Consider the following 23,631-nt stretch of genomic DNA (forward strand, 5'->3'; position numbering starts at 1 on the left):
CACTGTTCAGGAGGCCTTGATGTCCACATCCACCCGTCCACTCGGTGCCGATATCGCGCGCATCGCCGTGTTCGCGGCGCTCATCGTCGTACTCGGCATGGTCGTCGTCCCGCTGCCCGGCGGCGTGCCGATCACGGCTCAGACGCTGGGCGTGATGCTGGCAGGGCTCGTGCTCGGTGCCCGCAGAGGGGCGCTGTCGGTGCTGCTCGTGCTCGCTCTCGCGGCGATCGGGCTCCCTGTGCTGGCGGGCGGACGCGGGGGACTGGGCGTCTTCGTCGGGCCTTCCGCGGGATACATGCTGGGCTGGGTGGTCGGTGCCGTGGTGATCGGGATCATAGCGCACCACGGTCGCTTCACCTGGTGGCGGGCCGGACTCGCCGCAGTGGTCGGCGGCATCCTCGTCATCTATCTGTTCGGCATCCCGGTGCAGGCACTGGTCACCGGTGTCCCGCTGGGTCCGACCGCGCTGTCGAGTCTCGCGTTCCTGCCCGGGGACCTGCTGAAGGCCGTCGCCGCGACGGTGCTCGCCGTCGCCCTGCACCGTGCGTACCCGCGGGCCTTCGAGAACCGGGTCCCGGCCGCGGCGCATGCGGCCTGAGGACGCCGCGGCGGACGTGATCGAATTCGAGGGCGTCGGCGTCGAGGCGGAGGGCCGCCCGATCCTGTCGGACGTGAGTGTGCGTCTCGCCGCACGCCGCACCGCGGTGATCGGCGGCAACGGATCGGGCAAGTCCACCTTCGCCCGACTGTTGAATGGGTTGCGACTGCGGAACTCGGGGCGCATCAGCGTGCTCGGTCTCGATCCCGCGCATGAGGCCGACGAGCTGCGCCGGAAGGTCGGGTTCGTCTTCACGAACCCGGAGGCGCAGATCCTGATGCCCACTGCTGCCGAAGACCTCGCGCTGTCGCTGCGCGGGATGCCGCGGCACCAGATCCCTGCCCGCATCGAGGAGGTGCTCGCCGAATACGCACTGGCGGGTCTCGGCGATGTCCCCGCATCGGGACTGTCCGGCGGTCAGCGCCAGCTGCTCGCCCTGGCATCCGTCCTTGTGACCGGGCCGGAGCTCGTCGTCGCCGACGAGCCGACCACGCTGCTCGACCTGCGCAACGCGCGGCGCATCGGCGACCTGCTGCTGGCACTCGAGTCGCGCCTGGTGCTGGTGACGCACGACCTCGAACTCGCCGCGCGCTGCGACGAAGCGCTGCTGTTCGAGGACGGACGGGTGCGTGCGCAGGGCGACCCCGCCGAGGTGATCGGCGAGTACCGGGTGAGCTGCGCGTGATCTCGCTGTACAGCCCGGGAGCGGGCCTCCTGCACAGGCTCCCGGCCGGGGCGAAGCTCGCAGGTCTCGCGCTATGCGCGCTGGTGCTGTCGCTGTCACGGCCGGGTGCTCTGGAGATGCTCGTCGTGCTGTCCGCCGCGTCGGCGCTGTATCCGCTCGCGGGTCTTCCGCTCTCGATGCTCGGCGAGGCGTGGTGGCGGATGCGCTGGGTGGTGCTGGTGCTCGGCGGCCTGCTCTGGTTCTTCGTCGGGTGGGAGCCCGCCATCGTGAACACCGGTCGGGTCGTCGCCCTGGTGCTGCTCGCAGACCTCGTGACCAGGACGACTCGGATGGGCGACCTGCTGGCGGTGCTCGAGCGTGTGCTCCGGCCGTTCCGCCGGTTCGGTATCGAACCCGAGACGGTCGCCCTCACGATCTCACTGGCCATCGCGATGGTCCCGGTGATCGCCGGTCTCGCCGAGCAGGTGCGCGACGCGCAGCGGGCTCGGGGGGTGCGTCTCGGCATCCGCGCGGCGCTGCCGCTGCTGGTGCTGACGATGAAGCACGCAGACGACGTCGGCGACGCACTGGTCGCCCGTGGGATAGTCCGATGATCCGTGTCGGCGAGTTTCTGGTGCGCGGATCCGTCATCGACGCGCAGACGCGGTGCGAGCACTATCGCACCGACCTCGATGTGGTCGCGATGCGGTTCCACTGCTGCGGCGAGTGGTACCCCTGCGTGCACTGTCACGACGATGCCGCCGACCACCCGCGTACGGTGTGGCCGGCGGCGCAGGCCGAGACCGAGGCGGCGCTATGCGGCGTGTGCGGTCGCTCCCTGAGGATCCGGGAGTACCGCGTGGCCGCGGAATGCCCCGGTTGCCGTGCGGTGTTCAATCCGCGATGCTCCCTGCACCATCCGCTGTACTTCGAGTGACGGCACCGGCGTCACGATCGCCAGCGCGGCGACCAGCACGGTGAGGGCGGCGATGACCGTCGTCGTGGACGTCCCGCGCACCAGCAGGAGCACGATCGACGAGGTTCCCAGTGCTGCCGCGAAGCCGACCGCTGCTGCGCCGACATTCCGCCGCGGCAGACGGAGCATCTCGATGCGTGACAGCGGGAGGCTGATCAGTGCGGTGATGCCGAGCGCGAGTGCCAGCCATACCGGGCGTCCCAGCCACCACTCGGCTGACGCCGGTGACGGCAGCTCGAGCATCCCGGCGCTCGCGAGCAGCGCCGAACCGCCGGCGAGGATCAGCAGCACCGACATGTGCCAGAGGTAGATCGTCATCGCCCGCTGCGAGACGAACCCGGCGAAGGCGCGGGCTCGCCGCCGCTCGGCGAATGCGGTGATCGGCGCGCGCAGCAGTGAGAATGCCGCGGTGTGCACGATGCCCACGAGGATCAGCGCCGCAGTGGGCGGGTTGATGTTGGCGATGAGGTCGGGCGAGTAGGCGCCGGTGATGAAGGTCGTGGCGAGAGCGGCCAGGGCCGCGGCACCGATCGCGACCCGCGCGCGGCGTGACAGCGCGTCGATGCGTCCGTCGGCGAGCACGAAGCCGAGCTGCTGCATCGTCAGCCAGACGAAGCCGAGATTGAGGAACCCGATCGCGTCGACGCCGGTCGCGGCGCGCACGATGTCGACGGCCACGGCGCCTCCGGCGAGTGCTGCGAGGGACATCAACGGCGCCGCTCGGTGAGCGCGCACCAGCAGCGGCAGCAGCGCCTGCGCGAGCAGGAACACGGCGAGGAACCACAGCGGCTGTCCGAAACGGAATCCGGCGACCTCGACCAGTTCGGCCGGCACGCCGGTCAGCGTGAGTGCGGCAAGGCCGACGCCGGCAGTCCCGATCACGGCGACAGCCGGCAGCAGCAACCGGTGCAGGCGCGCCGCGACGAACGCGGTCGCGGAGCCCTTCGGCATCCGCTCGTACGCGCGCAGCCCGGCGAACCCTCCGATGACGAAGAACAGCGGCATCACCTGCAGCACCCAGCTGACCGGCACGAGCCACCACCCGGCGTCGCCGGCGTTCGCGAAGACGGGACCGTTGGGTGTGACGGTGACGCCGACCATCAGGCTGTGCAGCACGACGACGGCGGTCACGCACAGGGCGCGGACCAGGTCGATCGAGTGGTCGCGCCCTGGTCGGGCGGCGGGGGAAAGGGACATCTGGACCTCCGAGGATCGCGGTGTCCTCGGAGGTTAAGAACGCGGTGTCCGCCTCGGCATCCCGCCAGGGTGCCGTCCTGTGCCCTACCGGAGTATCAGGTCGGTTCGACCAACCCGTTGTCGTACGCGTAGATCACGGCGTGCACGCGGTCGCGCAGCCCGAGCTTCGCGAACACCTTGCCGACATGCGTCTTCACGGTCTGCTCGGCGATGAACAGCTCGCCGGCGATCTCTGAGTTCGAACGGCCCTGGGCGATCAGCACGAGCACCTCGCGCTCACGATCGGTGAGCTCCGCGAAGGCCGGATCGGCACGTCGCGCATGCGGCCTGCGTGAGGAGAAGTGCTCGATCATGCGCCTGGTCACGCGGGGAGACAGGAGTGCATCGCCCGCGGCGATCACCCGCACCGCGTGCACGAGGTCGTCCGGAAGCGCATCCTTGAGCAGGAAGCCGCTCGCACCCGCCTCCAGCGCATCGTAGACATAGTCGTCGATGTCGAAGGTCGTCAGCATCAGAATGCGTGGCACATGGGCCGATGGATAGGACGGGCCGAGGATGCGCCGCGTCGCGGCGATGCCGTCGAGTTCCGGCATCCGCACGTCCATCAGGATGATGTCGGGATCGAGGCGGGTGGAGAGCCGCACCGCCTCCTCGCCGTCAGCGGCTTGCCCTGCCACCGAGATGCCGTCCTGGGCATCGAGCAGCGCGGCGAAACCGGCGCGCACCATGCCCTGATCATCGGCGACGAGCACGCGGATCGTCATGCGGTTCCCTTCTGAGCGGCGCCGGATGCCGGATGCCGCGGCAGCCGTGCGGACACCACCCATCCTCCCGCAGCATCGGGTCCTGCCTGCACAGAACCGCCGAGGAGCTCTGCCCGCTCCGTCATACCGCGGAGTCCGTGACCGCCCCCCGGGGTCTGCGCGACCGGCTCGGTGGACGTGCTGTTGGCGATCCACGCGGACACGTGCTCCTCGGTACTCGAGAGAGCAACTGCGATGGCCGCGCCCGGGGCATGCCGGACCGCGTTGCTCAGCGCCTCTTGTGTGATGCGATAGAGCGCGATCTGCGCGGAGGCGTCGACGTCGCCGGTGACGCGACCCGAGAGCGTCACGTCGGCTCCGGCTCGGCGGGTGGTCTCGACCAGTGCGGGGATCTGGTCGATGCCCCGCTGCGGAGCGAGTTCGGCGGTATGGTCCTCGGTGCGGAGCACTCCGAGGATGCGGCGCATCTCGCCGAGTGATATGCGGGCTGTGGCGGCGATGTCGTCGAACTCGGATGCCGCGTCATCGGCGAGGTCGGGGAGCCGGTAGCGGGCGGTCGACGCCTGCACCTGGATCAGCGACATGCTGTGCGCGACGACGTCGTGCAGCTCACGGGCGATGCGGGTGCGCTCCTCGATCAGTTCGCGGCGAGCCAGTTCCTGCGCGGACTGCGCGCGTTCCCTGACGAGTTCATCGGTGATCCGCAGCTGCCCGGCCACGAGAACCGCGATCAGGAACGCGGCTGAGGCGACCGATGCGGTGACGATGAGGTCGGCGATCACGCCGCCGGACGCCGAGATGTCAGGAATCACTCCGGCCGGCAGCATCACCAGCGTGATACCGGCGACCAGCATGAACAGGCCGTACCGCCAGCCGTGCTGCAGCGTGATCGCCATGACGAACATGACGAAAGCGATGATCATCGGCACGGACCAGGGCCATGGCCAGACCGCCGCCGCCTCGGGCAGGACAGCCATCCATGGGAGCAGCACCGCGGCGACGAGGAAGAGCGCGACGGCTGCGCGCGGGCGGTGCCTGCTGATCAGCGGTGCACTGACCGCTGCGGCGCCGAGGAACATCGCCACGGGCAGATAAGTCCCGTAGAGCTGCGCGTGCACCGGCACGAGGATCGGATACAGCGCGATGGCGATGACCGAGAGAACGACGACCTGAGCGGTCTGACGGTCGCGCAGGCGCCGGAACATCGCCATGATGCGGGACGGGTTCTCCCGCCGCGCGGCTCTCTTCTCGGCCTTCGCCGTCTTCCGGCGGGACGCCTCCTCGGCCTTCGCGACCTTGGCGGCCTTGGCGGCCGTCTGTGCGGCATCGCGCTCGGCCTTCTCCGCTCTGCGCGCGGATCTGCGCTCCGCCGTCCTCCGCATAGGTGTCATCCTGCCATCCGGGCGGGCTCCTGATGTGTGTCGCATCCGTTCGTGGCGTTGTCGCTGGCGTCCTCCGCGGTGCGGCGCCGGCGACGTGCCGCTCCGATGCGGTCGACGACGATGCCGACAGAGACGGCGATCACGACCCCCAGCACGGCCGCCAGGAACGGCTGGTTCGCCAGCCAGCTGCCGGCGAGGATGCCGATCGCTGCTCCGTAAAGCCCCCAGGTGGCGCCGGCGATGAGGCTGATCGGCAGGAAGCGGCGCCACGGATATCCGAGCGCGCCGGCGGAGATGTTGACCGCGACGCGGCCGACCGGGATGTATCGGGCTCCGATGATGAGCGTCGCCCCCCGGCGCGCGAGAGCGTGCTGCGCGTACTCGAACGCCGCCTCGATGCGCGGACGGCGCATCCAGCCGAATCTGTTCGTTCCGATCGCACGGCCGAGCGCATAGGCCAGGTTGTCGCCGAGCATCGCGCCGAGTGCGGCGGCGGCGATGAGGGCGAGGATGGTGGGCCAACCACCGGATGCTGCCGCGGCCGCGGCCCCCGCGACCAGCACCGTCTCGCTCGGCACCGGCGGGAACACGGCGTCGACCGCGGCCACGGCGAACATGACGAGCAGCAGCCACGGCGAGGCCGCGGCGGCGATGATGAAGTCGTTGATGGCGTTCACGATCACAACGTTATGAACGGTGGGTAGGGCGGCACATCAACCCAGGGGTGTAGTCGCCTCATACCTCGGTACCCTTTTCGCTCAGGCGGGCCACGTATACTGATCAGCTGGCCATTCGGCCATCTCCCTCACCCTTCGAAGATCGGATGCTGCTGTGCTCGCCGTGCACGACCTCGAGATCCGCGTCGGCGCCCGTGTGCTGATGTCGGGCGTGTCCTTCCGCGTCGCCGATGGCGACAAGATCGGACTGGTCGGCCGCAACGGCGCGGGCAAGACCACCCTGACCAAGGTGCTCGCCGGAGACCTGCTGCCCTCCGACGGCAAGGTCACGAAGTCGGGCGAGCTCGGCTACCTGCCGCAGGACCCGCGCGCCGGTGACCCCGAGATGCTCGCACGCACCCGCATCCTCGACGCGCGGGGACTCGGCACCCTGCAGCTCGGCATCGCGACCGCCTCTCACGAGATGGCCTCAGACGACCCGAAGGTCGCCGACAAGGCGATGCGCCGGTTCGCGAACCTCACCGAGCGGTTCGAGGCGATGGGCGGCTACGCCGCCGAGGCCGAGGCGGCATCGATCGCGCACAACCTGTCGCTGCCGGACCGCATCCTGGACCAGCCGCTGAAGACGCTCTCCGGCGGTCAGCGCCGTCGCATCGAACTGGCTCGCATCCTGTTCTCGGACGCCGGCACCATGATCCTCGACGAGCCCACCAACCACCTCGATGCGGACAGCGTCGTGTGGCTGCGCGAGTTCCTGAAGGGGTACAAGGGCGGGCTGATCGTGATCAGCCACGACGCTGAGCTGGTCGGCGAGACGGTGAACCGGGTGTTCTACTTGGATGCGAACCGTCAGGTCATCGACATCTACAACATGAACTGGAAGAACTACCAGCGTCAGCGGGCGGCCGACGAGGAGCGTCGCAAGAAGGAGCGCGCCAACGCCGAGAAGAAGGCGACCCAGCTGCAGCTGCAGGCGGCCCGATTCGGCGCGAAGGCGTCGAAGGCCGCGGCAGCGCACCAGATGGTCGCGCGTGCCGAGAAGCTGCTCTCGGGGCTGGAGGAGGTGCGCCAGGTCGACCGGATCGCGAAGCTGCGCTTCCCGAAGCCTGCGCCCTGCGGCAAGACGCCGCTCATGGCCTCCGGCCTCTCGAAGTCCTACGGCTCGCTGGAGATCTTCACCGACGTCGACCTCGCGATCGATCGCGGCTCGAAGGTCGTCGTGCTCGGACTCAACGGTGCCGGCAAGACGACGCTGCTGCGCATTCTCGCCGGCGTCGACAAGTCCGACACCGGGCAGCTCGAGCCCGGCCACGGCCTGAAGATCGGGTACTACGCGCAGGAGCACGAGAACCTCGACGTGGGGCGTTCGGTGCTGGAGAACATGATGTCGGCCGCGCCCGACATCAACGAGACCGAGGCGCGCAAGGTGCTCGGTTCGTTCCTGTTCACGGGCGATGACGTGCTCAAGCCCGCCGGTGTGCTCTCCGGCGGCGAGAAGACCCGCCTGTCGCTGGCGACCCTCGTGGTCTCCTCGGCGAACATGCTGCTGCTCGATGAGCCGACCAACAACCTCGATCCCGCCTCTCGCGAGGAGATCCTCGGTGCCCTGGCGCACTACGAGGGTGCCGTGGTGCTGGTCTCGCACGACCCCGGCGCCGTCGAGTCGCTGAACCCCGAGCGTGTTCTGATCCTGCCCGACGGTGTCGAGGACATCTGGAGCAAGGAGTACCAGGACCTCATCGAGCTCGCGTAGCTCGCGCTCGTTGTCCGGGTTTCGGCAGCATCTCGGAGATCTGCAGAATCTCGGATGCTGCGCGGCTGGGCTCTCCGGAATGTTGCAGTTCTCCGAGATCCCGGGCGGGGTGCGTTCACGGGTCATCCACTCGGGTCCTGTCGCCTTTTCGGAGTTCTGCAGCATCTCGGATGCCGGCGGCGGAACGGTCCGGAATGCTGCTGATCTCCGAAGTCTTGTGCGCGAGCGCACTCACACTCCACAGGCGTGGTTCGCGCGCCGGCTCTGCGCAGGCAGGGAAGATCCGCGGGGCTCGGGATACCGATGTCGGGCATGCTCGCGGGCATGGTCAACATCGAACGTGCGCAGCGTGCAGCTCTGACGACACGGGCGCTCGGTGGCGTCGCGCGAACGCGAACCCTGCTCGGCAGCCACGTCAGCAGGCATGACATCGGCCTCGCTCTCGGCGCCGGTCTTCTCCAGCGCGTTCGGCAGGGCTGGGTGGCCGAGCCGGGCGCCGATCGGATGCTTTTGGACGCTGCGCGTCATGGTGCCGTGCTCTCGTGCGTAACCCAGGCGAAGAGGCTTGAACTCTGGGTGCACGACGAGCAGCCCGACCTGCACTGGGCGGCCGACCCGCGGAGTGCAGGAGGCAAGCCCGAACACGTGCACATGCACTGGGCGAAGCCGCTGATTCCGCGACATCCAGATGTTCTGGAGGATCCGATCGAGAATGTGCTCGCCCTCGTGGCCGACTGCGAGCCACACGAGCGGGCCCTGGCGACGTGGGAGTCAGCGATGAACAAAGGATTGGTGTCGCGAGAGGTGCTCGCCCGGCTGCCACTCAAACGCGTCGCGCGCGACCTACTGGCAGAAGCCGTCCCGTTCGCGGATTCCGGGCTCGAGACGTATCTGCGCACCCGTTTGGGCTGGCTTGGCGTGAGGCTCACATTCCAGACCTGGATCGCCGGGCATCGGGTTGACCTGCTGATCGGAGACAGGCTGGTCCTGCAGATCGACGGCGCCACACACACCGGCGCACAGCGCAGCGAGGACATCCGGCACGACGCAGAGCTCCGCCTGATGGGGTACCACGTGATCCGCGTCAGTTACCGCCAGGTGATGGAGGAGTGGCACGTCGTGCAGGACTTGATCATGCGCGCGGTCGCGCAGGGCCTGCACCTGGCGTGACGCGAGGGGCCGTCGCCTCATTGCGGAGATCTGCGAGCTCTCGGAGCCGATCGACGCGATGGCTCCGGTATCCCGCATATCTCCGAGATACCGGCGCTCTCGGGTTCCGGGGCACATCGCGCCGTAGTATGCCGGGGTGGGCATACGCGCGGTCTGCTGGGACTGGAACGGAACTCTGCTCGACGATGTCGAGATCTGCCGGCAGGTGATGAACCAGGTGCTCGAGGCTTACGGTCGCGCACCATTCTCTGACCTGGCCGCCTACCGCTCGACCTTCCGGTTTCCGATCCGGGAGTTCTACGCGGATGCCGGACTCGGCGACGACGTGTTCCTCGCCGCGGCGGAGCAGTATCTCGGCTTGCTGGGAAGTCGTACCGGCGAGGCCGCGCTGCACGCCGATGCAGAGCGCACCATCGCGTCGCTGGCGGATCACGGCGTGACCCAAGTACTCGCATCTGCAACCCTCACTGACCTGCTCACCAGGCAGCTTGAGCCGCACGGCATAGCCAACCGCTTCGACAGGGTCATTTCAATCGCCGATCCGTACCACCCATCGAAGCATCGCGTGATCGCCGACTGGCTGCAGGCATCCTGTTTCTCGCCGGGCGAGGTGCTCATGGTCGGTGACACGAACCACGATCGTGAGATCGCCGCCGATCTCGGCACGCGTTTCATCCATTTCGATCGCGGCCACCAGGCTGCGCAGGCCGGTGCACGCAGCATCCACTCGCTCGAAGAGGTCCTCGCGCTGGTGTGACCCGCGCGGGGCGCTGCATGATCTCGGAGTTCAGCAGCATTCCGGAGGCGAGCGCGGTGCAGCATCCGCGATTCTGCAGATCTCCGAGATGGTGCCGAGACTCGGAGGGATCCAACACGGCGCAACCCGGCGCGAGCCGCGCCAGGGGCGCTGCATGATCTCGGAGTTCAGCAGCATTCCGGAGGCGAGCGCGTGCAGCATCCGCGATTCTGCAGATCTCCGAAATGCTGCCGAGAACCGGGGCCCCGTGAACCTTGGGCCCAGATACCCGGGGATACCGCCTCCCGGCTCAGCGTACCGAGTCCAGCAGCGCGTCCTCGGTCTCAGCGTCCTTGTCACGGCGGCGCCGGGGTGCGCGCGGCGGACGACCCTCGGCCTCCTCCTTCGCCTTGGTGATCTCGGTGCGGATGATGTAGCCGATGAAGATGAAACCCATCAGAGCGAACAGGATCCACTGGATCGCGTACGACAGGTGCGGGCCCGGGTCCTCGGTCGGCTTCTCGAAACCGCCGAGTGCTTCGGCGGACGGGTCCTCGGACACCAGCTGTCCGTAGGCCGACGTGATCACGTCGTCGAGGCCGGTCTGCTCCGCGATCAGCGGCAGGTTGATGGTGGGAACCTGCCCATCCGGCGCGCCGCGCCCCGACGGCGGAAGCTGCTCTCCCGGGCGCAGTCGCGCGATCACGGTCACCTCGCCGGACGGGGGAGCAGGCACAGCCGAGGGGTCGGAGTCCTCGGCCGGTGGCACCCAGCCGCGGTCGACGATGAAGATGCGGCCGTCCTCATTGCGGAACGGTACCAGCACCTCGAACGCGCTCGTCCCGCCGTGCGGCCGGTTGCGGGCTAGCAGCTGCTGATCGGCGAGATAGGTGCCGCGCAGCTCGACGGGCAGCCATTCATCGGAGGGGACGAGCTTGCCGTCCGTGCCGATCGCGTCCGCGAGCGACACCGCGTCGGCGTCGTAGTTCTTCTCGACGAGGGCGATCTGCCGCGCCTTCTCCTCGTTCCTGTCGAACTGCCAGTGCGACAGGAAGACGCAGACCACGGCGAAGAGTGCCGCGACCAGCACGTACACGCCCCAGCGCACCAGACGATTGTTCACTCCGGAAGGCCCTCTCGTACTTCGACGGGGAACTCCCGCGACCGCAGATACTCGCTCAGGAAGCCGACGTGCTCATCGCACGCCAGCCAGACCTTCTTGCGATCCTCGGCATGGATGCGCGGATTGCGCCAGAGAATGTGGTGAGTGGCCGGCAGCCGGCATCCGGCCCGGGAGCACTCCAGCTCTTCGGTCACCGCGCATCGTCCCGTTTCTCATCGATCGTGACGACGGTCGGATGCTGTGCGGCTTCGCCCACAGGCTCCGTGGGTGCCTCGAGCTGCAGCTCGGGCGACTCCGCCAGCACCTCGTCGCTGTCGCTGCCCGCGTTCGCGAACACGACGGCGATGTACGGCAGGATCGCGGCGCCCACGCCGAACGCCCAGGTCCACCAGCCATAGGGCTGCACGAGGACCATCAGGATGAAGCACACCGTGCGGATGCCCATGGTCAGCGCGTAACGGCGCACGCGGTGGCTCGCCTCATCATGCGGCGCCTGCGGCAGAGAGGTGACGGAGGGGGCGGTTCGGGTGTGCTTCACGGTGCCTCAAGCCTACGCCGCGCGCACGCCTGCGGAGCGCGCCGCGGTCGATAGGATGTCCAGCGACCTCGAAGAACTGGAGCACCCATGAGCGCTGACCGCGTCGTCCTCGTCACCGGCGGAAACCGCGGCATCGGCCGCGCGATCGCCGAACGCTTCGTCCGCGACGGATACCGCGTCGCGGTCACCGCCCGCAGCGGCGAGGGCCCGGAGGGCACGCTCACGGTCCGCGCCGATGTGACGGATGCCGCGGCGGTCGACGCCGCGTTCACCGAGGTCGAGCAGAAGCTCGGCCCGATCGAGATCCTGGTGGCCAACGCCGGCATCACGAAGGACACCCTGCTCATGCGCATGAGCGAGGACGACTTCGACAGCGTCGTCTCCACCAACCTCGGTGGAACGTTCCGCGTCGTCAAGCGTGCGTCGAAGGGGATGCTGCGCGCCCGCTTCGGTCGTGTGGTCCTGATCTCCAGCGTCGTCGGCCTGCTCGGCTCCGCAGGGCAGGTCAACTACGCCGCGTCGAAGAGCGCCCTGGTCGGCTTCGCCCGCTCGCTCACCCGCGAACTCGGTGCCCGCGGCATCACGACCAACGTGGTGGCCCCCGGATTCATCGAGACCGACATGACCGCGGAGCTCCCCGAGGAGACGCAGAAGCAGTACAAGGCCAGCATCCCGGCCGGTCGCTTCGCCACCGCCGACGAAGTCGCCGGCGTCGTCACCTGGCTGGCGTCGGACGACGCCGCGTACATCTCGGGCGCCGTCATCCCCGTCGACGGCGGACTCGGCATGGGGCACTGACCCGCAGGTGCATCGCGTCAGCGGTCCACGGCGCTGACCAGCAGCTCCGACAGCCGCTGCGGCGCGGAGAACTGGGGCCAATGGCCTGAGCCGATCTTCACGACCTCGGCGTCGGCGATCGCGTTGTACTCCTCGCCGTAAGGGCCCCACTCGCCGATCTGGCTCTCGAACTCGGCCTGATCGAGGCTGCCCATCAGCAGGGTGACCGGCACGCCGTGCCTGCTCTCCCTGGTGAGGTCGATCGCGTCGGTCGGCACGCGAGCAGGCACGCTCTGGGCGAGTGGTGCGGTGCGCGCCCTCGTCTCGGCATCGAGGTCGTACACGTCCTCGTCCGGGAAGAAGTCCCAGCCAGGGAACGGCACGACGCCGTCGACGAGCGGGAACTCGCTGATCGAGCCGCCCGGATACGGCGGCACAGTGTCGACGAGCACGACGCGACGCACCTGCTCGGGGCGCGCGTCGGCAGCGCCCCAGACGACATTGCCACCGCCGGAGTGCCCCACGAGCACCACCGGCTCGTCCGCCTCATCGATGCGGGCGACGACGGCAGCGACCCAGTCGGCCATGCCGATCTCCGACGACTCCGATGCCGGGGCCCCGACACCGGGCATCGTCATGGCGAATGGCCGATGCCCCGCCGTCTTCAGTGCGTGCAGCACCGGGTCCCATGAGGAGGCGTCGAGCCAGAGGCCGGGTACGAGGATGATGTCCATGACCCGACGGTAACGCCGCCCACCGACATCGGCTAGGGCAGCAGCGGAATGACCTGCGACAGGTCCTGCCGGCCGACCACCAGCGAGGCCGCGGCGCGCACCGCCGGCTTCGCATTGAACGCCAGGCCGAGGCCCGCGACCGCCATCATCCGCAGATCATTCGCCCCGTCGCCGATCGCGACGGTGCGGGATGCCGGGACGCCGAGCTCGGCGGCCCAGGCGAGCAGTGACGAGGCCTTGGCCTCAGCATCCACGATCCCTCCGTCGACCTCGCCGGTGAGCACGCCGTCTGCGACGATCAGGCGGTTCGCCCGCCAGCGGTCCACGCCCAGCCCGGGCGCGACGCCGTCGAGGATCTCGTGGAACCCTCCGGAGACGACACCCACGACCCCGCCGCGCTCGTGCACGGCCGCAGTCAAGTCGCGCACGCCCGGCGTCGGCCGCACCCGTGCACGCACCCGCTCGAAGGCGGATGCCGGAACACCGGTCAATGCGGCCACACGCGAACGCAGGCTGGTCGCGAAGTCGACCTCACCGCGCATCGCCGCCTCGGTCGCAGCCTGCACCTCATCGCGGCGGCCTGCCTCGTCGGCGAGCAGCTCGATCACCTCATCCTGGATGAGAGTGGAATCGGCATCGAGGACGACGAGGAAGCGCGCAGCGGTCACCGTCCGAGCGTAGCGGTCAGCGCAGGACGCGCAGTCCCTTGCCGACGACCGTCAGACCCGATTCGGTCACGGTGAAGCCGCGCTCGATGTCACGTTCGCGATCGACCCCGACGGTGGCGCCGTCCTCGAGGATGACGTTCTTGTCCAGCACAGCACGGTGCACCCTGGCACCCTGCCCGACGTGCACGTTGTCGAAGAGCACCGAGTCGGTGATGGTCGAACCGCCGGACGCGAGAGTCCCGGGCCCGACGACGCTGCGCTCCAGGTGCGTGCCGGAGAGCACGGACCCCTGCGACACGATCGAGTCGATCGCATTGCCGATCCGTCCCACCGCATCGCGGACGAACTTCGCGGGCGGGGCGTTCACGGACTGGGTTCGGATCGGCCACGCCGTGTTGTACAGGTTGAACACGGGCAGGGTCGAGATGAGGTCCATGTGCGCGTCGAAGAACGAGTCGATCGTCCCCACATCCCGCCAGTAGGCGCGGTCCCGCGGCGACGAGCCCGGCACGTCGTTCTGCTTCATGTCGTAGTAACCGGCCTCGCCGCGCGAGACGAAGTACGGCACGATGTCGCCGCCCATGTCATGACCCGACGTGGCCAGCTCGCCGTCGGCCTCGACCGCGGCCACCAGCGCATCGGCGTCGAACACGTAGTTGCCCATCGATGCGAGCACCTCGTTGGGGGAGTCGGCCAGCCCCGTGGCATCCGTCGGCTTCTCGAGGAACTGCCGGATCCGCCCTGTTTCGGCGTCGGCGTCGATGACGCCGAACTGCGATGCCAGCGCGAGCGGCTGCCGGATGCCGGCGACCGTGGCTGCGGCGCCCGACGCGATGTGCGCCTGCACCATCTGCTGGAAGTCCATGCGGTAGACGTGGTCGGCGCCGATGACGACGACGATGTCCGGACGCTCGTCGTTGATGAGGTTCAGGCTCTGCAGGATCGCGTCCGCCGACCCCGAGAACCACCGCTTCCCGAGTCGCTGCTGCGCGGGCACCGAGGTCACGTAGGAGTCCAGCAGCGCCGACATCCGCCATGTCTGGGAGATGTGCCGGTCGAGGCTGTGCGACTTGTACTGCGTCAGCACGACGACCTGTCTGAGACCCGAGTTGATGAGGTTCGAGACGGCGAAGTCGATCAGTCGGTACTGCCCGCCGAACGGCACCGCCGGTTTGGCGCGATCGGCCGTCAGAGGCATCAGCCGCTTGCCCTCGCCGCCGGCGAGGATGATCCCGAAAACCTTCTTGGGTGCCGACATGGCTCCACCATAGAGGGCGGAAGAGGAGATGTACTAGCGTTCCGACTATGCGAGTCGATGTCATTACGAAGGAGTACCCGCCGGAGATCTACGGGGGTGCCGGCGTGCACGTCGCGGAGCTCGTCGCGGCCCTCAGACGGAGCATCGAGGTAGAGGTGCGGGCCTTCGGCGCGGACCGCGACGAGCCGGGCACGACGGCGTACCGGACGCCGGTCGAGCTCGCCGGAGCGAACCCGGCTCTGCAGACTCTCGGCACGGATCTGGCCATGGTCGGCGACATCGCGGGCGCGGACGTCGTGCACAGTCACACCTGGTACGCGAACTTCGCAGGGCACCTCGCGTCGCAGCTGCTCGGCATCCCTCACGTGCTCACCGCTCACAGTCTCGAGCCGCTCCGGCCGTGGAAGGCCGAGCAGCTCGGCGGCGGGTACGCCGTCTCGAGCGGCGTCGAGAAACTGGCCTACGAGAACGCGGCCGCGATCATCGCCGTCAGCGCCGGCATGCGCGGCGACATCCTGCGCAGCTACCCGCAGGTCGATCCCGCGCGCGTGCGCGTGATCCACAACGGCATCGACGTGGAGCGCTGGCGACCCGTCGAGGATGCCGCGTTCCTGCAGAGCGTCGGCATGGACCCCGCCCGCCCGTCGGTCGTGTTCGTCGGGCGGATCACCCGGCAGAAGGGCCTGCCTTATCTGCTGCGCGCCGCCGCAGAACTGCCGCCCGAGGTGCAGCTGGTGCTGTGCGCGGGCGCGCCGGACACCCCTGAGATCATGGCCGAGGTGCAGGAACTCGTCCGCCTGCTGCAGCAGACCCGAGACGGCGTGATCTGGATCGATCGGATGCTGCCGCGAGACGAGCTCTCCGCGATCCTCACAGCCGCGACCACCTTCGTGTGCCCGTCGATCTATGAGCCGCTCGGCATCGTGAACCTCGAGGCGATGGCCTGCGGAGCTGCGGTCGTCGGCACCGCGACAGGCGGCATCCCGGAGGTCGTCGACGACGGCGTCACCGGACGGCTGGTGCCGATCGATCAGGTACAGGACGGCACAGGTACGCCGGTGGATCCGGAGCGGTACGTCGCCGACCTCGCCGCCGTGCTCACGGAGGTCGTCTCCGATCCCGCACGCGCGCGCGAGTACGGCGAAGCAGGTCGCGAGCGCGCCCGTGCGCAGTTCAGTTGGGGCGCGATCGCCGACACGACCGAGGCTCTGTACGCGGAGCTGGTCGGCTGAGCCGATAGGCTGGCAGCATGCCGAGTGCTCTGGAATTCACCGATGTCGTCGTGCGCCGAGAAGGGCGCAATATCGTCGATCACGTGACCTGGGAGGTCTCGGACGATCAGCGCTGGGTCGTGCTCGGCCCGAACGGTGCAGGAAAGACCACCCTGCTGCAGTTGGCCGACACGCTGCTGCACCCGACCTCGGGCTCCGTCACCATCCTGAGTGAGACGCTCGGCCGCACCGACGTGTTCGAACTGCGCCCTCGGATCGGTTTCGCGTCCAGCGCGATGGCGCGCCGGGTGCCCCGCGACGAGACCGTGCTGAACGCCGTGCTCACCGCCGCCTACTCGGTGCTCGGACGCTGGAACGAGGAGTACGAGGACATCGACGAGCGCCAGGCGATGCGCGTGCTCGCCGAGTGGCACCTCGACCACCTCGCAGACCGCCTGTTCGGCACCCTCAGCGACGGCGAGCAGAAGCGCGTGCAGATCGCTCGGGCGATCATGACAGACCCTGAGCTGCTGCTGCTCGACGAGCCGACCTCGAGCCTCGACCTCGGCTCGCGCGAGGAGCTGCTGGGGCTGCTCAGCGGCTACGCGTCCTCGCCGACGACGCCGGCGATGATCATGGTCACGCACCACGTCGAGGAGATCCCGGTCGGGTTCACCCACGTGCTGCTGCTGCGTGACGGCGGGGTCGTCGCCGCCGGCCCGCTCGGGGAGACACTGACCGCGGAGAACCTCAGCACCGCCTTCGGTATGCCGATCGTGCTGACGGCTGACGGTGGACGGTACGCCGCCCGCGCAGCATCCTGACGTCGGTCTGCTAGAATCGATCCTCGGTGCGTTCGCACCGCAGACTTCCCTCGCCCCTGGCAGAATCCAGGGCACCACGTAAGGAATCCCATGAAGACTGACATCCACCCCGAGTACCAGGCCGTCGTGTTCCGCGACCTCGGCTCGGGCGAGACCTTCCTCACCCGCTCCACCGTCACCAGCGACAAGACCATCGAGCTTGACGGTGTGGAGTACCCGGTGATCGACGTCGAGATCTCCTCGGCCTCGCACCCGTTCTACACGGGCAAGCAGCGCATCATGGACTCGGCCGGTCGCGTCGAGAAGTTCAACCAGCGCTTCAAGAACTTCGGTGGTTCCGCCAAGTAAGGCGAATCTCCATGGAGGGCCCCGCTTCGGCGGGGCCCTTTTCCTTTGCTCGGATGCCGTGGATCAGACGTCGATGCGAATGTGATCGCCGTCGATTCCCCAGGGCGGATCGCCAGGGGAGGGTGCCGGCGCGGTCCGAGCGGTCTGGCGATCGCGTTCGATCCCCGCCTCATGGGCTGTCGGGAAGAAGGCAGCGTCGAGACCGCCGAAGGCGCCGCCTGCCAGCCCGCCAGTCGATCCGTATCGTTCTTCGACCGGTCGCCGGGAGTAGAGCGCCCGGAGGCCGATGATGCCCAGCACGATCGGCATCGTGGCCATCGCGACGATGAACAGCACGACGAACCATCCTCTGGCGTCCATATGCCCAGGGTAGGTCTGCCACGAAGCCCCGGCATCCCCCTTCAGGCGGACTTCTCGGCCTCGGGAGTTTCTCTCACAGGCCAGGTGCCGTCGAGCGTCTCCTCCGGCTCGATGCGGCCGATCTTCACGAAGTACTCCGTGAGACTTGCCGCTTGTGCGCGTGCCCAGCCGATCTGCTGGGTGTGCAGTTCACCGGCCGTCTCGGGCAGGGCGAACTCCCGTGCCAGCGCCTGTGCGACGCGGCCGGCGGCGATGGCGTCGGCCGAGGCCTCGTGCGCGCCGTCGAGGGGCACGGCGTAATGCGCGGCGACGACCTCCAGCGTGCGCTTGCCGGGCCGGTATCTGTCGTACGCCTTGTCGATCACGAGCGGATCGATCACCGGTCCTGGCCGCTCGAGCGGCTCTATGCCGTGCCGCCGAGCCTCGTGCGCGAGCAGCGAGAAGTCGTAGGAGGCGTTGTACGCGACGACGGGCACCCCCTGCGCGAACAGCGATCGCAGCGCGCGGGTGATCTGCTCCACCACCTCGACGACGGGGCGGCCATGAGCGCGGGCGTGCGCGGTGGTGATGCCGTGCACGGCGGTCGCACCCTCGGGGATGGGGATGCCGGGATCAGCAAGCCAGGTGCGCGCCGCGATCTCGCGGCCGCGGGCGTCGAGGACGCCGACATGAGCGGTGACGATCCGATCGGACTCGACGTCGACACCGGTGGTCTCGAGGTCGAACACACCGACTCGGGTCAGCCACTGGGGGAGAAGCTGTTCGGGTGCCATGGCTCCACGGTAGGGAAGGGATCGGACATTCCAGGGACGGCATGCCCAGGAGCGTCGATGTCGGGCGGTCGCCATAGACTCGAAGCATGCCCGCATCCCCATACGCCGCACGCCTGAGCAGCATCCCGGTCGAGCGTCGTGAGGCGCCTGTCGCCGGCGGCACGACCGCGTACTGGGTGTACGGCCCGGAGGATGCGGCGACCACGATCATCGCCGTGCACGGCTTCCGCGGAGAGCACCATGGCCTCGAACCGGTGGTCGCCTACCTGCCGGACGTACGGGTGATCTCGCCCGATCTCCCCGGCTTCGGCGAGACCGCGCCGCTGCCGGAGAAGGAGCACGACCTCGGGGCGTACGCCGGCTGGTTGACCGAGTTCGCGGGCGCGGTCGCTCCCGGAGCGGTGATCCTGGGGCACTCGTTCGGTTCGATCGTGGCGTCCGCGGCTGTCGCCGGCGGCCTCGAGACGCCGCGACTGATCCTGGTCAATCCGATCGGCGCACCAGCCCTGGCCGGCCCCAAGGGTGTCATGACGCGCCTGGCTGTCATGTACTACGCGCTCGGCGCGAAGCTTCCCGAGCGGATCGGCACCGCGCTGCTGCGCAACGGCCTGATCGTGCGGGTGATGAGTGTGACCATGGCGAAGACCTCCGACCCGGAGCTGCGCCGGTTCATCCACGATCAGCACGACACCTACTTCTCGCGCTTCGCCGATCGTGACGTGCTGCACGACGCGTTCGTCACGAGCGTTTCGCACGACGTGCGCGCATTCGCGCCCGTCATCGAGGTGCCGACTCTGCTGGTCGCCGCGCAGCGTGACGACATCACTCCCATCGAGGACGAGCGCCGGCTGGCGACGATGTTTCCTGACGCCGAACTCGTCGAGATCGCCGGGGTCGGCCACCTGATCCATTACGAGGCCCCCGCAGAGGCCGCCGGCGCGATCCGCAGGTTCCTGAAGATCCCCGCCAGGTCGCGGGCCTGATCAGGCCTCGCGCCGTGCGAGGCCGATGAGCCCTGCCGCGCGGAACGGGATCACCTCGCCCATGGCGAGGGATGTCTCGGTGCGCTCGACTCCCTCGATCGACAGGATGCGGGCGTCGGTGTCGAAGAGATGACGGGCGTCGCGGCACGCGACTCGGGCGAGCAGGTCGATCGACCCGCTGAGGCCGTGCGCCTGGACGACCTCGGGGATCCGGGCCAGCTCGGCGGTGATCCGGGGCAACTCGGTCTGGCGCACGCCGATGCTGATGAACGCCTGCAGCGGGAAGCCGAGCACCTCGGTCGAGAAGGACCGCTCGTAGGACTGGAACACCCCCGACTCGTCCAGCCGGGCCATGCGCGCCTGGATGGTGTTGCGGGACAGGCCGAGCTTCTCGGCGAGTGCCACGATGGTCACGCGGGGGTCCTCCGCGAGGGCGGAGAGCAGATCGAGGTCGATTCGGTCGAGTCCGGGCATAGTGTCACACGATAGCAGGAACCTACCGGTGCCCACTGGGCAACATGCTCAGGACCATCCCGAATGCTTGAGCGTCGTGTGAAACGGACGTACTCTTCAGGAAGAGGCCGACACCGCCGTCGCGCCCCGTGAAAGCCCCACAAGGGCACCCACGTCAGGAGGACACCGATGTCATCGCACACCACGCCACTCGTCGAATCAGATCTCGATCTCGCCGAGCGCATCCTCGCTCCGGACGGCACTCGCGTGTCGAATCCGCAGCTCGATCCCTACGTCGCCGATGTGGATGCCGCGCAGCTGCGCGCGCTGTACCGCGACATGATCGTCCTCCGTCGCGTGGATTCCGAGGGAGTGGCTCTGCAGCGCCAGGGGCAGCTGGGTCTCTGGGCGCCGTGCCAGGGGCAGGAGGCCGCGCAGATCGGCACCGCCCGCGCGCTGGCGCCGCAGGACTTCGTGTTCCCCAGCTATCGTGAGCACGGCGTGCTGCTGGCCCGCGGTGCTCAGCCCGGCGACTACGTGCGCATGTGGCGCGGCGAGGAGGGCTCCGCCTTCGATCCCGCCGACCTGAACGTCGCTCCGCTGCAGATCATCATCGGCGCGCAGACCCTGCACGCTGTCGGCTATGCGCTCGGCATCCAGCACGACGGCACCGACGAGGTCGCGATCACCTACTTCGGCGACGGCGCGACCAGCCAGGGCGACATGAACGAGGCGATGGTCTTCGCGGCGTCGTACCACGTGCCCGTCGTCTTCGTCTGCCAGAACAACCATTGGGCGATCTCCGAGCCGGTCGGGCTGCAGTCTCAGTTCCCGCTCGCCGGGCGCGCTCCCAGCTTCGGCATCCCCAGCATGCGGGTCGACGGCAACGACGTGCTCGCGTGCATGGCAGCGATGCGCTGGGCGCTCGATCACGCCCGCTCCGGCAAGGGACCGGCGTACATCGAGACGGTGACCTACCGGATGGGTCCGCACACCACTGCTGACGACCCGAAGCGCTACCGTGACGACGCAGAACTGGAGACCTGGCGCCGGCGCGACCCGATCGCCCGCGTCGAGGCCCGTCTGCGTGCGGCCGGCGAACTGAGTGACGAGCAGGCCGCCGAGGCGCAGGCCGACGCGGATGTGCTCGCGCGGGACATGCGTGCCGCCTGTCTCGGCATGGTCACCCGCCCGGCGCTGGCCGTGTTCGACGGCGTATACGCCGAGCCGCACACCGGCCTGGAGCGTGAGCGCGCCGAGTACGCCGCTTACCTCGCGAGCTTCGAGGGGGCCTGAGATGTCGGAGCTCGCACTCGGCAAGGCGCTGAACGCCGGCCTGCGCCAGGCCATGAAGAACGATGAGAAGGTCGTCCTGCTCGGCGAGGACATCGGAACGCTCGGCGGCGTGTTCCGCATCACGGACGGGCTGAAGGACGAGTTCGGCGCGAAGCGCGTGATCGACACCCCGCTCGCTGAATCCGGCATCATCGGCACGGCGATCGGACTGGCGTTCCGGGGGTACCGACCTGTGGTCGAGATCCAGTTCGACGGCTTCGTGTATCCCGGGTTCGACCAGATCGTCTCGCAGGTGGCGAAGCTGCACTACCGCACGCAGGGTCGTGTGAAGATGCCGATCACGATCCGCATCCCGTGGGCCGGAGGGATCGGTGCGGCCGAGCACCACTCCGAGTCGCCCGAGGCCTACTTCGTGCACACCGCGGGATTGCGCGTGATCGCGGTGTCCAACCCGCAGGACGCCTACCGCTGCCTGCAGCAGGCGATCGCCAGCGACGACCCCGTGATCTTCTTCGAGCCCAAACGGCTGTACCACCACAAGGGCGAGGTCGACCTGGAGGCGCCGATCGCGGACGCCCCGCCGATGGGCCTGGCGAAGGTGGTCCGCCCTGGCACGGATGCCACGATCATCACCTACGGTGCGATGGTGCAGACCGCGCTGGACGCCGCCGAGGCTGCGGCCGACGAGGGCATCTCGCTCGAGGTCATCGACCTGCGCTCGCTCTCGCCGATCGACTACGACACGGTGGATGCCGCCGTGCGGCGCACCGGCCTCGTGGTCGTCGCCCACGAGGCGTCCCGCGAGGCTGGTCTGGCTGCCGAGGTGATCGCGAGCATCACGGAGCACTGCTTCGAGTACCTGGAGTCCGCCCCGCTGCGTGTCACAGGGCACGACATCCCGTATCCGCCCGCCAAGCTCGAGAAGTTCCATCTGCCCGATCTGGATCGCATCCTGGACGCGGTAGACCGCGTGCTGGATCGCCCGAACAGCCTCACCGAAGCGATGGGGGAGCAGGCATGATCGCGGAGTTCCGTCTTCCCGACCTCGGTGAAGGACTCACCGAGGCCGAGGTGGTGCAGTGGCTGGTGCAGCCCGGCGACACCGTCACGCTCAACCAGACGCTCGCCGAGGTAGAGACGGCGAAGGCTGTCGTCGAGCTGCCGTCGCCCTACGAGGGCACGGTCTCGTCGCTGCACGCCGACGCAGGCCAGACGATCGCGGTCGGCGCGCCGCTGATCGCCTTCGAGGTCGAAGGGGCGGAGGATGCTGCGCCCGAGGCTCCCGCGGAGGAGAAGGCGCAGCCGAACCTCGTCGGCTACGGCGCCGCACCCGCGGCATCCGGTCGTCCGGCACGTCGGACGCGGCGCTCCGGCGGTGCGCCGGCCGCGGTCGCTGATGCCGCAGTGATCGAGGCCGCACCGCACGACGTGCTGCCGGAGGCGCCCGCGGAGCCGGTGGTGGGCGAGCGTCCGCGCTCCACCCCGCCGGTCCGCGCGCACGCCAAGCGGCTCGGCGTCGACCTGACGCTCATCGCGGCGGAGGTCGGCGACCGGGTGATCACGCGCGCCGATGTCGACGCCTACGCCGAGCGCGTCGGCGCTGCGCCGGTCGCACCCGCTGCGCAGGTCCCGGCCGCAGTGCCCGCAGTGCCGACGGATGGCGCTCGCGAGACCCGCATCCCGATCCGCGGCGTGCGCAAGCACACGGCGGCGGCGATGGTGCAGAGCGCGTTCACCGCACCGCACGTGACCTGCTTCCACACCGTCGACGTCACGGCGATGATGGACCTGATCGCCGAGCTGAAGTCCGACCGCAGCCTCTCGGACCACAGGATCGGTCCGCTGGCGCTGATCTCGAAGGCCGTCTGCCTCGCCCTGCAGCGCAACCCGTCGCTCAATGCGCACTGGGATGAGGCCTCAGGCGAGATCGTGCAGTACCACTACGTGGATCTCGGCATCGCGGCAGCCACAGAGCGCGGGCTGATCGTACCGAACATCCGCGATGCGGATCGGCTCGGCCTCACCGGCATCGCCGATGCGCTGCAGGCGCTGACCGCGACGGCGCGCTCGGGGAAGACCAGCCCGGCGGAACTCGCAGGCGGCACGTTCTCGATCACCAACATCGGGGTGTTCGGCATCGATGCGGGCACGCCGATCCTGCCTCCCGGCCAGTCCGGCATCCTCGCCGTCGGCGCCGTGCGCCGCCAGCCGTGGGAGTATCGGGGCGAGATCGCGCTGCGTCAGATGATGACGCTGAGCGTGTCCTTCGACCACCGTCTGGTCGACGGGGCCGAAGGGGCGAAGTTCCTCAAGGACGTCGCAGACATCCTCGAGCAGCCCGGCCGCGCGATGCTCTACTGACCGATCA

27 protein-coding genes and 1 pseudogene are annotated in these 23,631 nt (G+C 68.8%); 15 read left to right on the plus strand and 13 right to left on the minus strand.

From position 1 onward, the window contains the following. The first annotated feature begins 19 nt into the window (after positions 1-19). The 4 genes and pseudogenes from ACFVDO_RS01650 to ACFVDO_RS01665 form a co-directional block, all read left to right on the plus strand. Positions 20-598, plus strand: a complete 579-nt coding sequence (locus ACFVDO_RS01650; RefSeq protein ID WP_378858914.1) for a biotin transporter BioY — start codon at positions 20-22, stop codon at positions 596-598. Positions 599-614: 16 nt separating this feature from the next. Next, positions 615-1,283: an energy-coupling factor ABC transporter ATP-binding protein gene (locus ACFVDO_RS01655; protein ID WP_378886824.1), complete on the plus strand. Its 669-nt coding sequence runs from the start codon at positions 615-617 to the stop codon at positions 1,281-1,283. After that, positions 1,280-1,876 carry an energy-coupling factor transporter transmembrane component T family protein gene (locus ACFVDO_RS01660; RefSeq protein ID WP_378858916.1) on the plus strand — a complete coding sequence of 199 codons (597 nt, stop codon included), beginning with the start codon at positions 1,280-1,282 and terminating at the stop codon, positions 1,874-1,876. Before ACFVDO_RS01655 ends, ACFVDO_RS01660 begins: the two co-directional genes overlap by 4 nt. Positions 1,877-1,965: 89 nt before the next feature. Continuing rightward, a pseudogene (locus ACFVDO_RS01665) lies at positions 1,966-2,055 on the plus strand (CHY zinc finger protein); the annotation flags it as partial. 21 nt (positions 2,056-2,076) lie between these two features. Here the strand turns inward: ACFVDO_RS01665 and ACFVDO_RS01670 are convergent. The 4 genes from ACFVDO_RS01670 to ACFVDO_RS01685 form a co-directional block, all read right to left on the minus strand. Next, positions 2,077-3,435 carry an acyltransferase gene (locus tag ACFVDO_RS01670; protein ID WP_378858917.1) on the minus strand — a complete coding sequence of 453 codons (1,359 nt, stop codon included), beginning with the start codon at positions 3,433-3,435 and terminating at the stop codon, positions 2,077-2,079. Between the two features lie 95 nt (positions 3,436-3,530). Then, positions 3,531-4,199 carry a response regulator gene (locus ACFVDO_RS01675; protein ID WP_378858918.1) on the minus strand — a complete coding sequence of 223 codons (669 nt, stop codon included), beginning with the start codon at positions 4,197-4,199 and terminating at the stop codon, positions 3,531-3,533. Further along, positions 4,196-5,581 (minus strand): sensor histidine kinase, encoded by a 1,386-nt coding sequence (locus ACFVDO_RS01680; protein ID WP_378858919.1) that lies wholly within the window; start codon positions 5,579-5,581, stop codon positions 4,196-4,198. The genes ACFVDO_RS01675 and ACFVDO_RS01680 overlap by 4 nt, the downstream gene beginning before the upstream one ends. Positions 5,582-5,586: 5 nt before the next feature. Further along, a complete protein-coding gene (locus tag ACFVDO_RS01685) occupies positions 5,587-6,258 on the minus strand; it encodes a DedA family protein (protein WP_378858920.1) in 672 nt (223 codons plus the stop codon). Between the two features lie 154 nt (positions 6,259-6,412). Here ACFVDO_RS01685 and ACFVDO_RS01690 point away from each other — a divergent pair, with 154 nt between their 5' ends. The 3 genes from ACFVDO_RS01690 to ACFVDO_RS01700 all read left to right on the plus strand — a co-directional run bounded on the left by ACFVDO_RS01690 (position 6,413) and on the right by ACFVDO_RS01700 (position 9,938). Next, positions 6,413-8,011, plus strand: coding sequence for an ABC-F family ATP-binding cassette domain-containing protein (locus ACFVDO_RS01690; protein ID WP_378858921.1), 1,599 nt, complete (start codon positions 6,413-6,415; stop codon positions 8,009-8,011). A 324-nt stretch (positions 8,012-8,335) separates the two neighbouring features. Beyond that, on the plus strand, positions 8,336-9,181 hold the full coding sequence (locus ACFVDO_RS01695) for an endonuclease domain-containing protein (protein ID WP_378858922.1): 846 nt from the start codon (positions 8,336-8,338) through the stop codon (positions 9,179-9,181). Between the two features lie 136 nt (positions 9,182-9,317). Continuing rightward, positions 9,318-9,938, plus strand: coding sequence for an HAD family hydrolase (locus tag ACFVDO_RS01700; protein ID WP_378858923.1), 621 nt, complete (start codon positions 9,318-9,320; stop codon positions 9,936-9,938). Between the two features lie 289 nt (positions 9,939-10,227). Here ACFVDO_RS01700 and ACFVDO_RS01705 read toward each other — a convergent pair whose 3' ends face one another. Genes ACFVDO_RS01705 through ACFVDO_RS01715 form a run of 3 tightly spaced genes read right to left on the minus strand, consistent with a single transcriptional unit; the run spans position 10,228 to position 11,578 of the window. Next, positions 10,228-11,040, minus strand: coding sequence for an SURF1 family protein (locus tag ACFVDO_RS01705; RefSeq protein ID WP_378858924.1), 813 nt, complete (start codon positions 11,038-11,040; stop codon positions 10,228-10,230). Further along, positions 11,037-11,234, minus strand: a complete 198-nt coding sequence (locus tag ACFVDO_RS01710; RefSeq protein ID WP_378858925.1) for a hypothetical protein — start codon at positions 11,232-11,234, stop codon at positions 11,037-11,039. The genes ACFVDO_RS01705 and ACFVDO_RS01710 overlap by 4 nt, the downstream gene beginning before the upstream one ends. Then, positions 11,231-11,578 carry a DUF3099 domain-containing protein gene (locus ACFVDO_RS01715; protein ID WP_378858926.1) on the minus strand — a complete coding sequence of 116 codons (348 nt, stop codon included), beginning with the start codon at positions 11,576-11,578 and terminating at the stop codon, positions 11,231-11,233. Before ACFVDO_RS01715 ends, ACFVDO_RS01710 begins: the two co-directional genes overlap by 4 nt. 87 nt (positions 11,579-11,665) lie before the next feature. Here ACFVDO_RS01715 and fabG point away from each other — a divergent pair, with 87 nt between their 5' ends. Then, positions 11,666-12,376 carry a 3-oxoacyl-ACP reductase FabG gene (gene fabG / locus ACFVDO_RS01720; protein WP_378858927.1) on the plus strand — a complete coding sequence of 237 codons (711 nt, stop codon included), beginning with the start codon at positions 11,666-11,668 and terminating at the stop codon, positions 12,374-12,376. A gap of 17 nt (positions 12,377-12,393) precedes the next feature. Here the strand turns inward: fabG and ACFVDO_RS01725 are convergent, their stop codons facing one another. The 3 genes from ACFVDO_RS01725 to glgC are packed head-to-tail and all read right to left on the minus strand — an operon-like array spanning position 12,394 to position 15,015. Continuing rightward, complete coding sequence (locus tag ACFVDO_RS01725; RefSeq protein WP_378858928.1) at positions 12,394-13,089, minus strand: alpha/beta fold hydrolase; 696 nt, start codon at positions 13,087-13,089, stop codon at positions 12,394-12,396. A 32-nt stretch (positions 13,090-13,121) separates the two neighbouring features. Beyond that, positions 13,122-13,757 (minus strand): phosphoserine phosphatase SerB, encoded by a 636-nt coding sequence (serB, locus tag ACFVDO_RS01730; RefSeq protein ID WP_378858929.1) that lies wholly within the window; start codon positions 13,755-13,757, stop codon positions 13,122-13,124. Positions 13,758-13,773: 16 nt separating this feature from the next. After that, positions 13,774-15,015, minus strand: a complete 1,242-nt coding sequence (gene glgC, locus ACFVDO_RS01735) for a glucose-1-phosphate adenylyltransferase (RefSeq protein ID WP_378858930.1) — start codon at positions 15,013-15,015, stop codon at positions 13,774-13,776. 47 nt (positions 15,016-15,062) lie between these two features. Between glgC and glgA the strand changes: the two genes are divergently transcribed. The 3 genes from glgA to ACFVDO_RS01750 all read left to right on the plus strand — a co-directional run bounded on the left by glgA (position 15,063) and on the right by ACFVDO_RS01750 (position 17,398). After that, a complete protein-coding gene (gene glgA, locus ACFVDO_RS01740) occupies positions 15,063-16,247 on the plus strand; it encodes a glycogen synthase (protein ID WP_378858931.1) in 1,185 nt (394 codons plus the stop codon). A gap of 17 nt (positions 16,248-16,264) precedes the next feature. Further along, the gene (locus tag ACFVDO_RS01745) at positions 16,265-17,050 is read left to right on the plus strand and encodes an ABC transporter ATP-binding protein (RefSeq protein WP_378858932.1); all 786 of its coding nucleotides are present in this window, start codon (positions 16,265-16,267) and stop codon (positions 17,048-17,050) included. A gap of 90 nt (positions 17,051-17,140) precedes the next feature. Further along, positions 17,141-17,398, plus strand: a complete 258-nt coding sequence (locus tag ACFVDO_RS01750; RefSeq protein ID WP_378858933.1) for a type B 50S ribosomal protein L31 — start codon at positions 17,141-17,143, stop codon at positions 17,396-17,398. Between the two features lie 63 nt (positions 17,399-17,461). On the opposite strand, the gene ACFVDO_RS01755 is transcribed toward ACFVDO_RS01750, so the two are convergent. Further along, positions 17,462-17,734, minus strand: a complete 273-nt coding sequence (locus ACFVDO_RS01755; protein ID WP_378858934.1) for a hypothetical protein — start codon at positions 17,732-17,734, stop codon at positions 17,462-17,464. Between the two features lie 65 nt (positions 17,735-17,799). Beyond that, positions 17,800-18,531, minus strand: a complete 732-nt coding sequence (locus tag ACFVDO_RS01760) for a 3'-5' exonuclease (protein ID WP_378858935.1) — start codon at positions 18,529-18,531, stop codon at positions 17,800-17,802. 86 nt (positions 18,532-18,617) lie between these two features. Between ACFVDO_RS01760 and ACFVDO_RS01765 the strand changes: the two genes are divergently transcribed. Then, positions 18,618-19,514: an alpha/beta fold hydrolase gene (locus ACFVDO_RS01765; RefSeq protein WP_378858936.1), complete on the plus strand. Its 897-nt coding sequence runs from the start codon at positions 18,618-18,620 to the stop codon at positions 19,512-19,514. Here the strand turns inward: ACFVDO_RS01765 and ACFVDO_RS01770 are convergent, their stop codons facing one another. Continuing rightward, positions 19,515-19,988: an Lrp/AsnC family transcriptional regulator gene (locus ACFVDO_RS01770; RefSeq protein ID WP_378858937.1), complete on the minus strand. Its 474-nt coding sequence runs from the start codon at positions 19,986-19,988 to the stop codon at positions 19,515-19,517. A 168-nt stretch (positions 19,989-20,156) separates the two neighbouring features. Here ACFVDO_RS01770 and pdhA point away from each other — a divergent pair, with 168 nt between their 5' ends. From pdhA to ACFVDO_RS01785, 3 genes are read left to right on the plus strand one after another with little or no spacing between them, the layout of a single operon-like run. After that, positions 20,157-21,263, plus strand: a complete 1,107-nt coding sequence (gene pdhA / locus ACFVDO_RS01775; RefSeq protein WP_378858938.1) for a pyruvate dehydrogenase (acetyl-transferring) E1 component subunit alpha — start codon at positions 20,157-20,159, stop codon at positions 21,261-21,263. Position 21,264: 1 nt separating this feature from the next. Then, positions 21,265-22,284: an alpha-ketoacid dehydrogenase subunit beta gene (locus ACFVDO_RS01780; RefSeq protein WP_378858939.1), complete on the plus strand. Its 1,020-nt coding sequence runs from the start codon at positions 21,265-21,267 to the stop codon at positions 22,282-22,284. After that, positions 22,281-23,624 carry a dihydrolipoamide acetyltransferase family protein gene (locus ACFVDO_RS01785; protein ID WP_378858940.1) on the plus strand — a complete coding sequence of 448 codons (1,344 nt, stop codon included), beginning with the start codon at positions 22,281-22,283 and terminating at the stop codon, positions 23,622-23,624. Before ACFVDO_RS01780 ends, ACFVDO_RS01785 begins: the two co-directional genes overlap by 4 nt. Positions 23,625-23,631 lie beyond the last annotated feature (7 nt).

The organism is Microbacterium sp. NPDC057741, from assembly GCF_042798735.1.
GTDB lineage: Bacteria > Actinomycetota > Actinomycetes > Actinomycetales > Microbacteriaceae > Microbacterium.

Bases quoted from the DNA above. Each gene is read 5' to 3' on its own strand.
- ACFVDO_RS01650 (WP_378858914.1), top strand. From the start codon at position 20: ATGTCCACATCCACCCGTCCACTCGGTGCCGATATCGCGCGCATCGCC.
- ACFVDO_RS01670 (WP_378858917.1), bottom strand. From the start codon at position 3,435: ATGTCCCTTTCCCCCGCCGCCCGACCAGGGCGCGACCACTCGATCGAC.
- ACFVDO_RS01675 (WP_378858918.1), bottom strand. From the start codon at position 4,199: ATGACGATCCGCGTGCTCGTCGCCGATGATCAGGGCATGGTGCGCGCC.
- ACFVDO_RS01680 (WP_378858919.1), bottom strand. From the start codon at position 5,581: ATGCGGAGGACGGCGGAGCGCAGATCCGCGCGCAGAGCGGAGAAGGCC.
- ACFVDO_RS01695 (WP_378858922.1), top strand. From the start codon at position 8,336: ATGGTCAACATCGAACGTGCGCAGCGTGCAGCTCTGACGACACGGGCG.
- fabG (WP_378858927.1), top strand. From the start codon at position 11,666: ATGAGCGCTGACCGCGTCGTCCTCGTCACCGGCGGAAACCGCGGCATC.
- ACFVDO_RS01725 (WP_378858928.1), bottom strand. From the start codon at position 13,089: ATGGACATCATCCTCGTACCCGGCCTCTGGCTCGACGCCTCCTCATGG.
- glgC (WP_378858930.1), bottom strand. From the start codon at position 15,015: ATGTCGGCACCCAAGAAGGTTTTCGGGATCATCCTCGCCGGCGGCGAG.
- glgA (WP_378858931.1), top strand. From the start codon at position 15,063: ATGCGAGTCGATGTCATTACGAAGGAGTACCCGCCGGAGATCTACGGG.
- ACFVDO_RS01745 (WP_378858932.1), top strand. From the start codon at position 16,265: ATGCCGAGTGCTCTGGAATTCACCGATGTCGTCGTGCGCCGAGAAGGG.
- ACFVDO_RS01750 (WP_378858933.1), top strand. From the start codon at position 17,141: ATGAAGACTGACATCCACCCCGAGTACCAGGCCGTCGTGTTCCGCGAC.
- ACFVDO_RS01760 (WP_378858935.1), bottom strand. From the start codon at position 18,531: ATGGCACCCGAACAGCTTCTCCCCCAGTGGCTGACCCGAGTCGGTGTG.
- ACFVDO_RS01765 (WP_378858936.1), top strand. From the start codon at position 18,618: ATGCCCGCATCCCCATACGCCGCACGCCTGAGCAGCATCCCGGTCGAG.
- ACFVDO_RS01770 (WP_378858937.1), bottom strand. From the start codon at position 19,988: ATGCCCGGACTCGACCGAATCGACCTCGATCTGCTCTCCGCCCTCGCG.
- pdhA (WP_378858938.1), top strand. From the start codon at position 20,157: ATGTCATCGCACACCACGCCACTCGTCGAATCAGATCTCGATCTCGCC.
- ACFVDO_RS01780 (WP_378858939.1), top strand. From the start codon at position 21,265: ATGTCGGAGCTCGCACTCGGCAAGGCGCTGAACGCCGGCCTGCGCCAG.
- ACFVDO_RS01785 (WP_378858940.1), top strand. From the start codon at position 22,281: ATGATCGCGGAGTTCCGTCTTCCCGACCTCGGTGAAGGACTCACCGAG.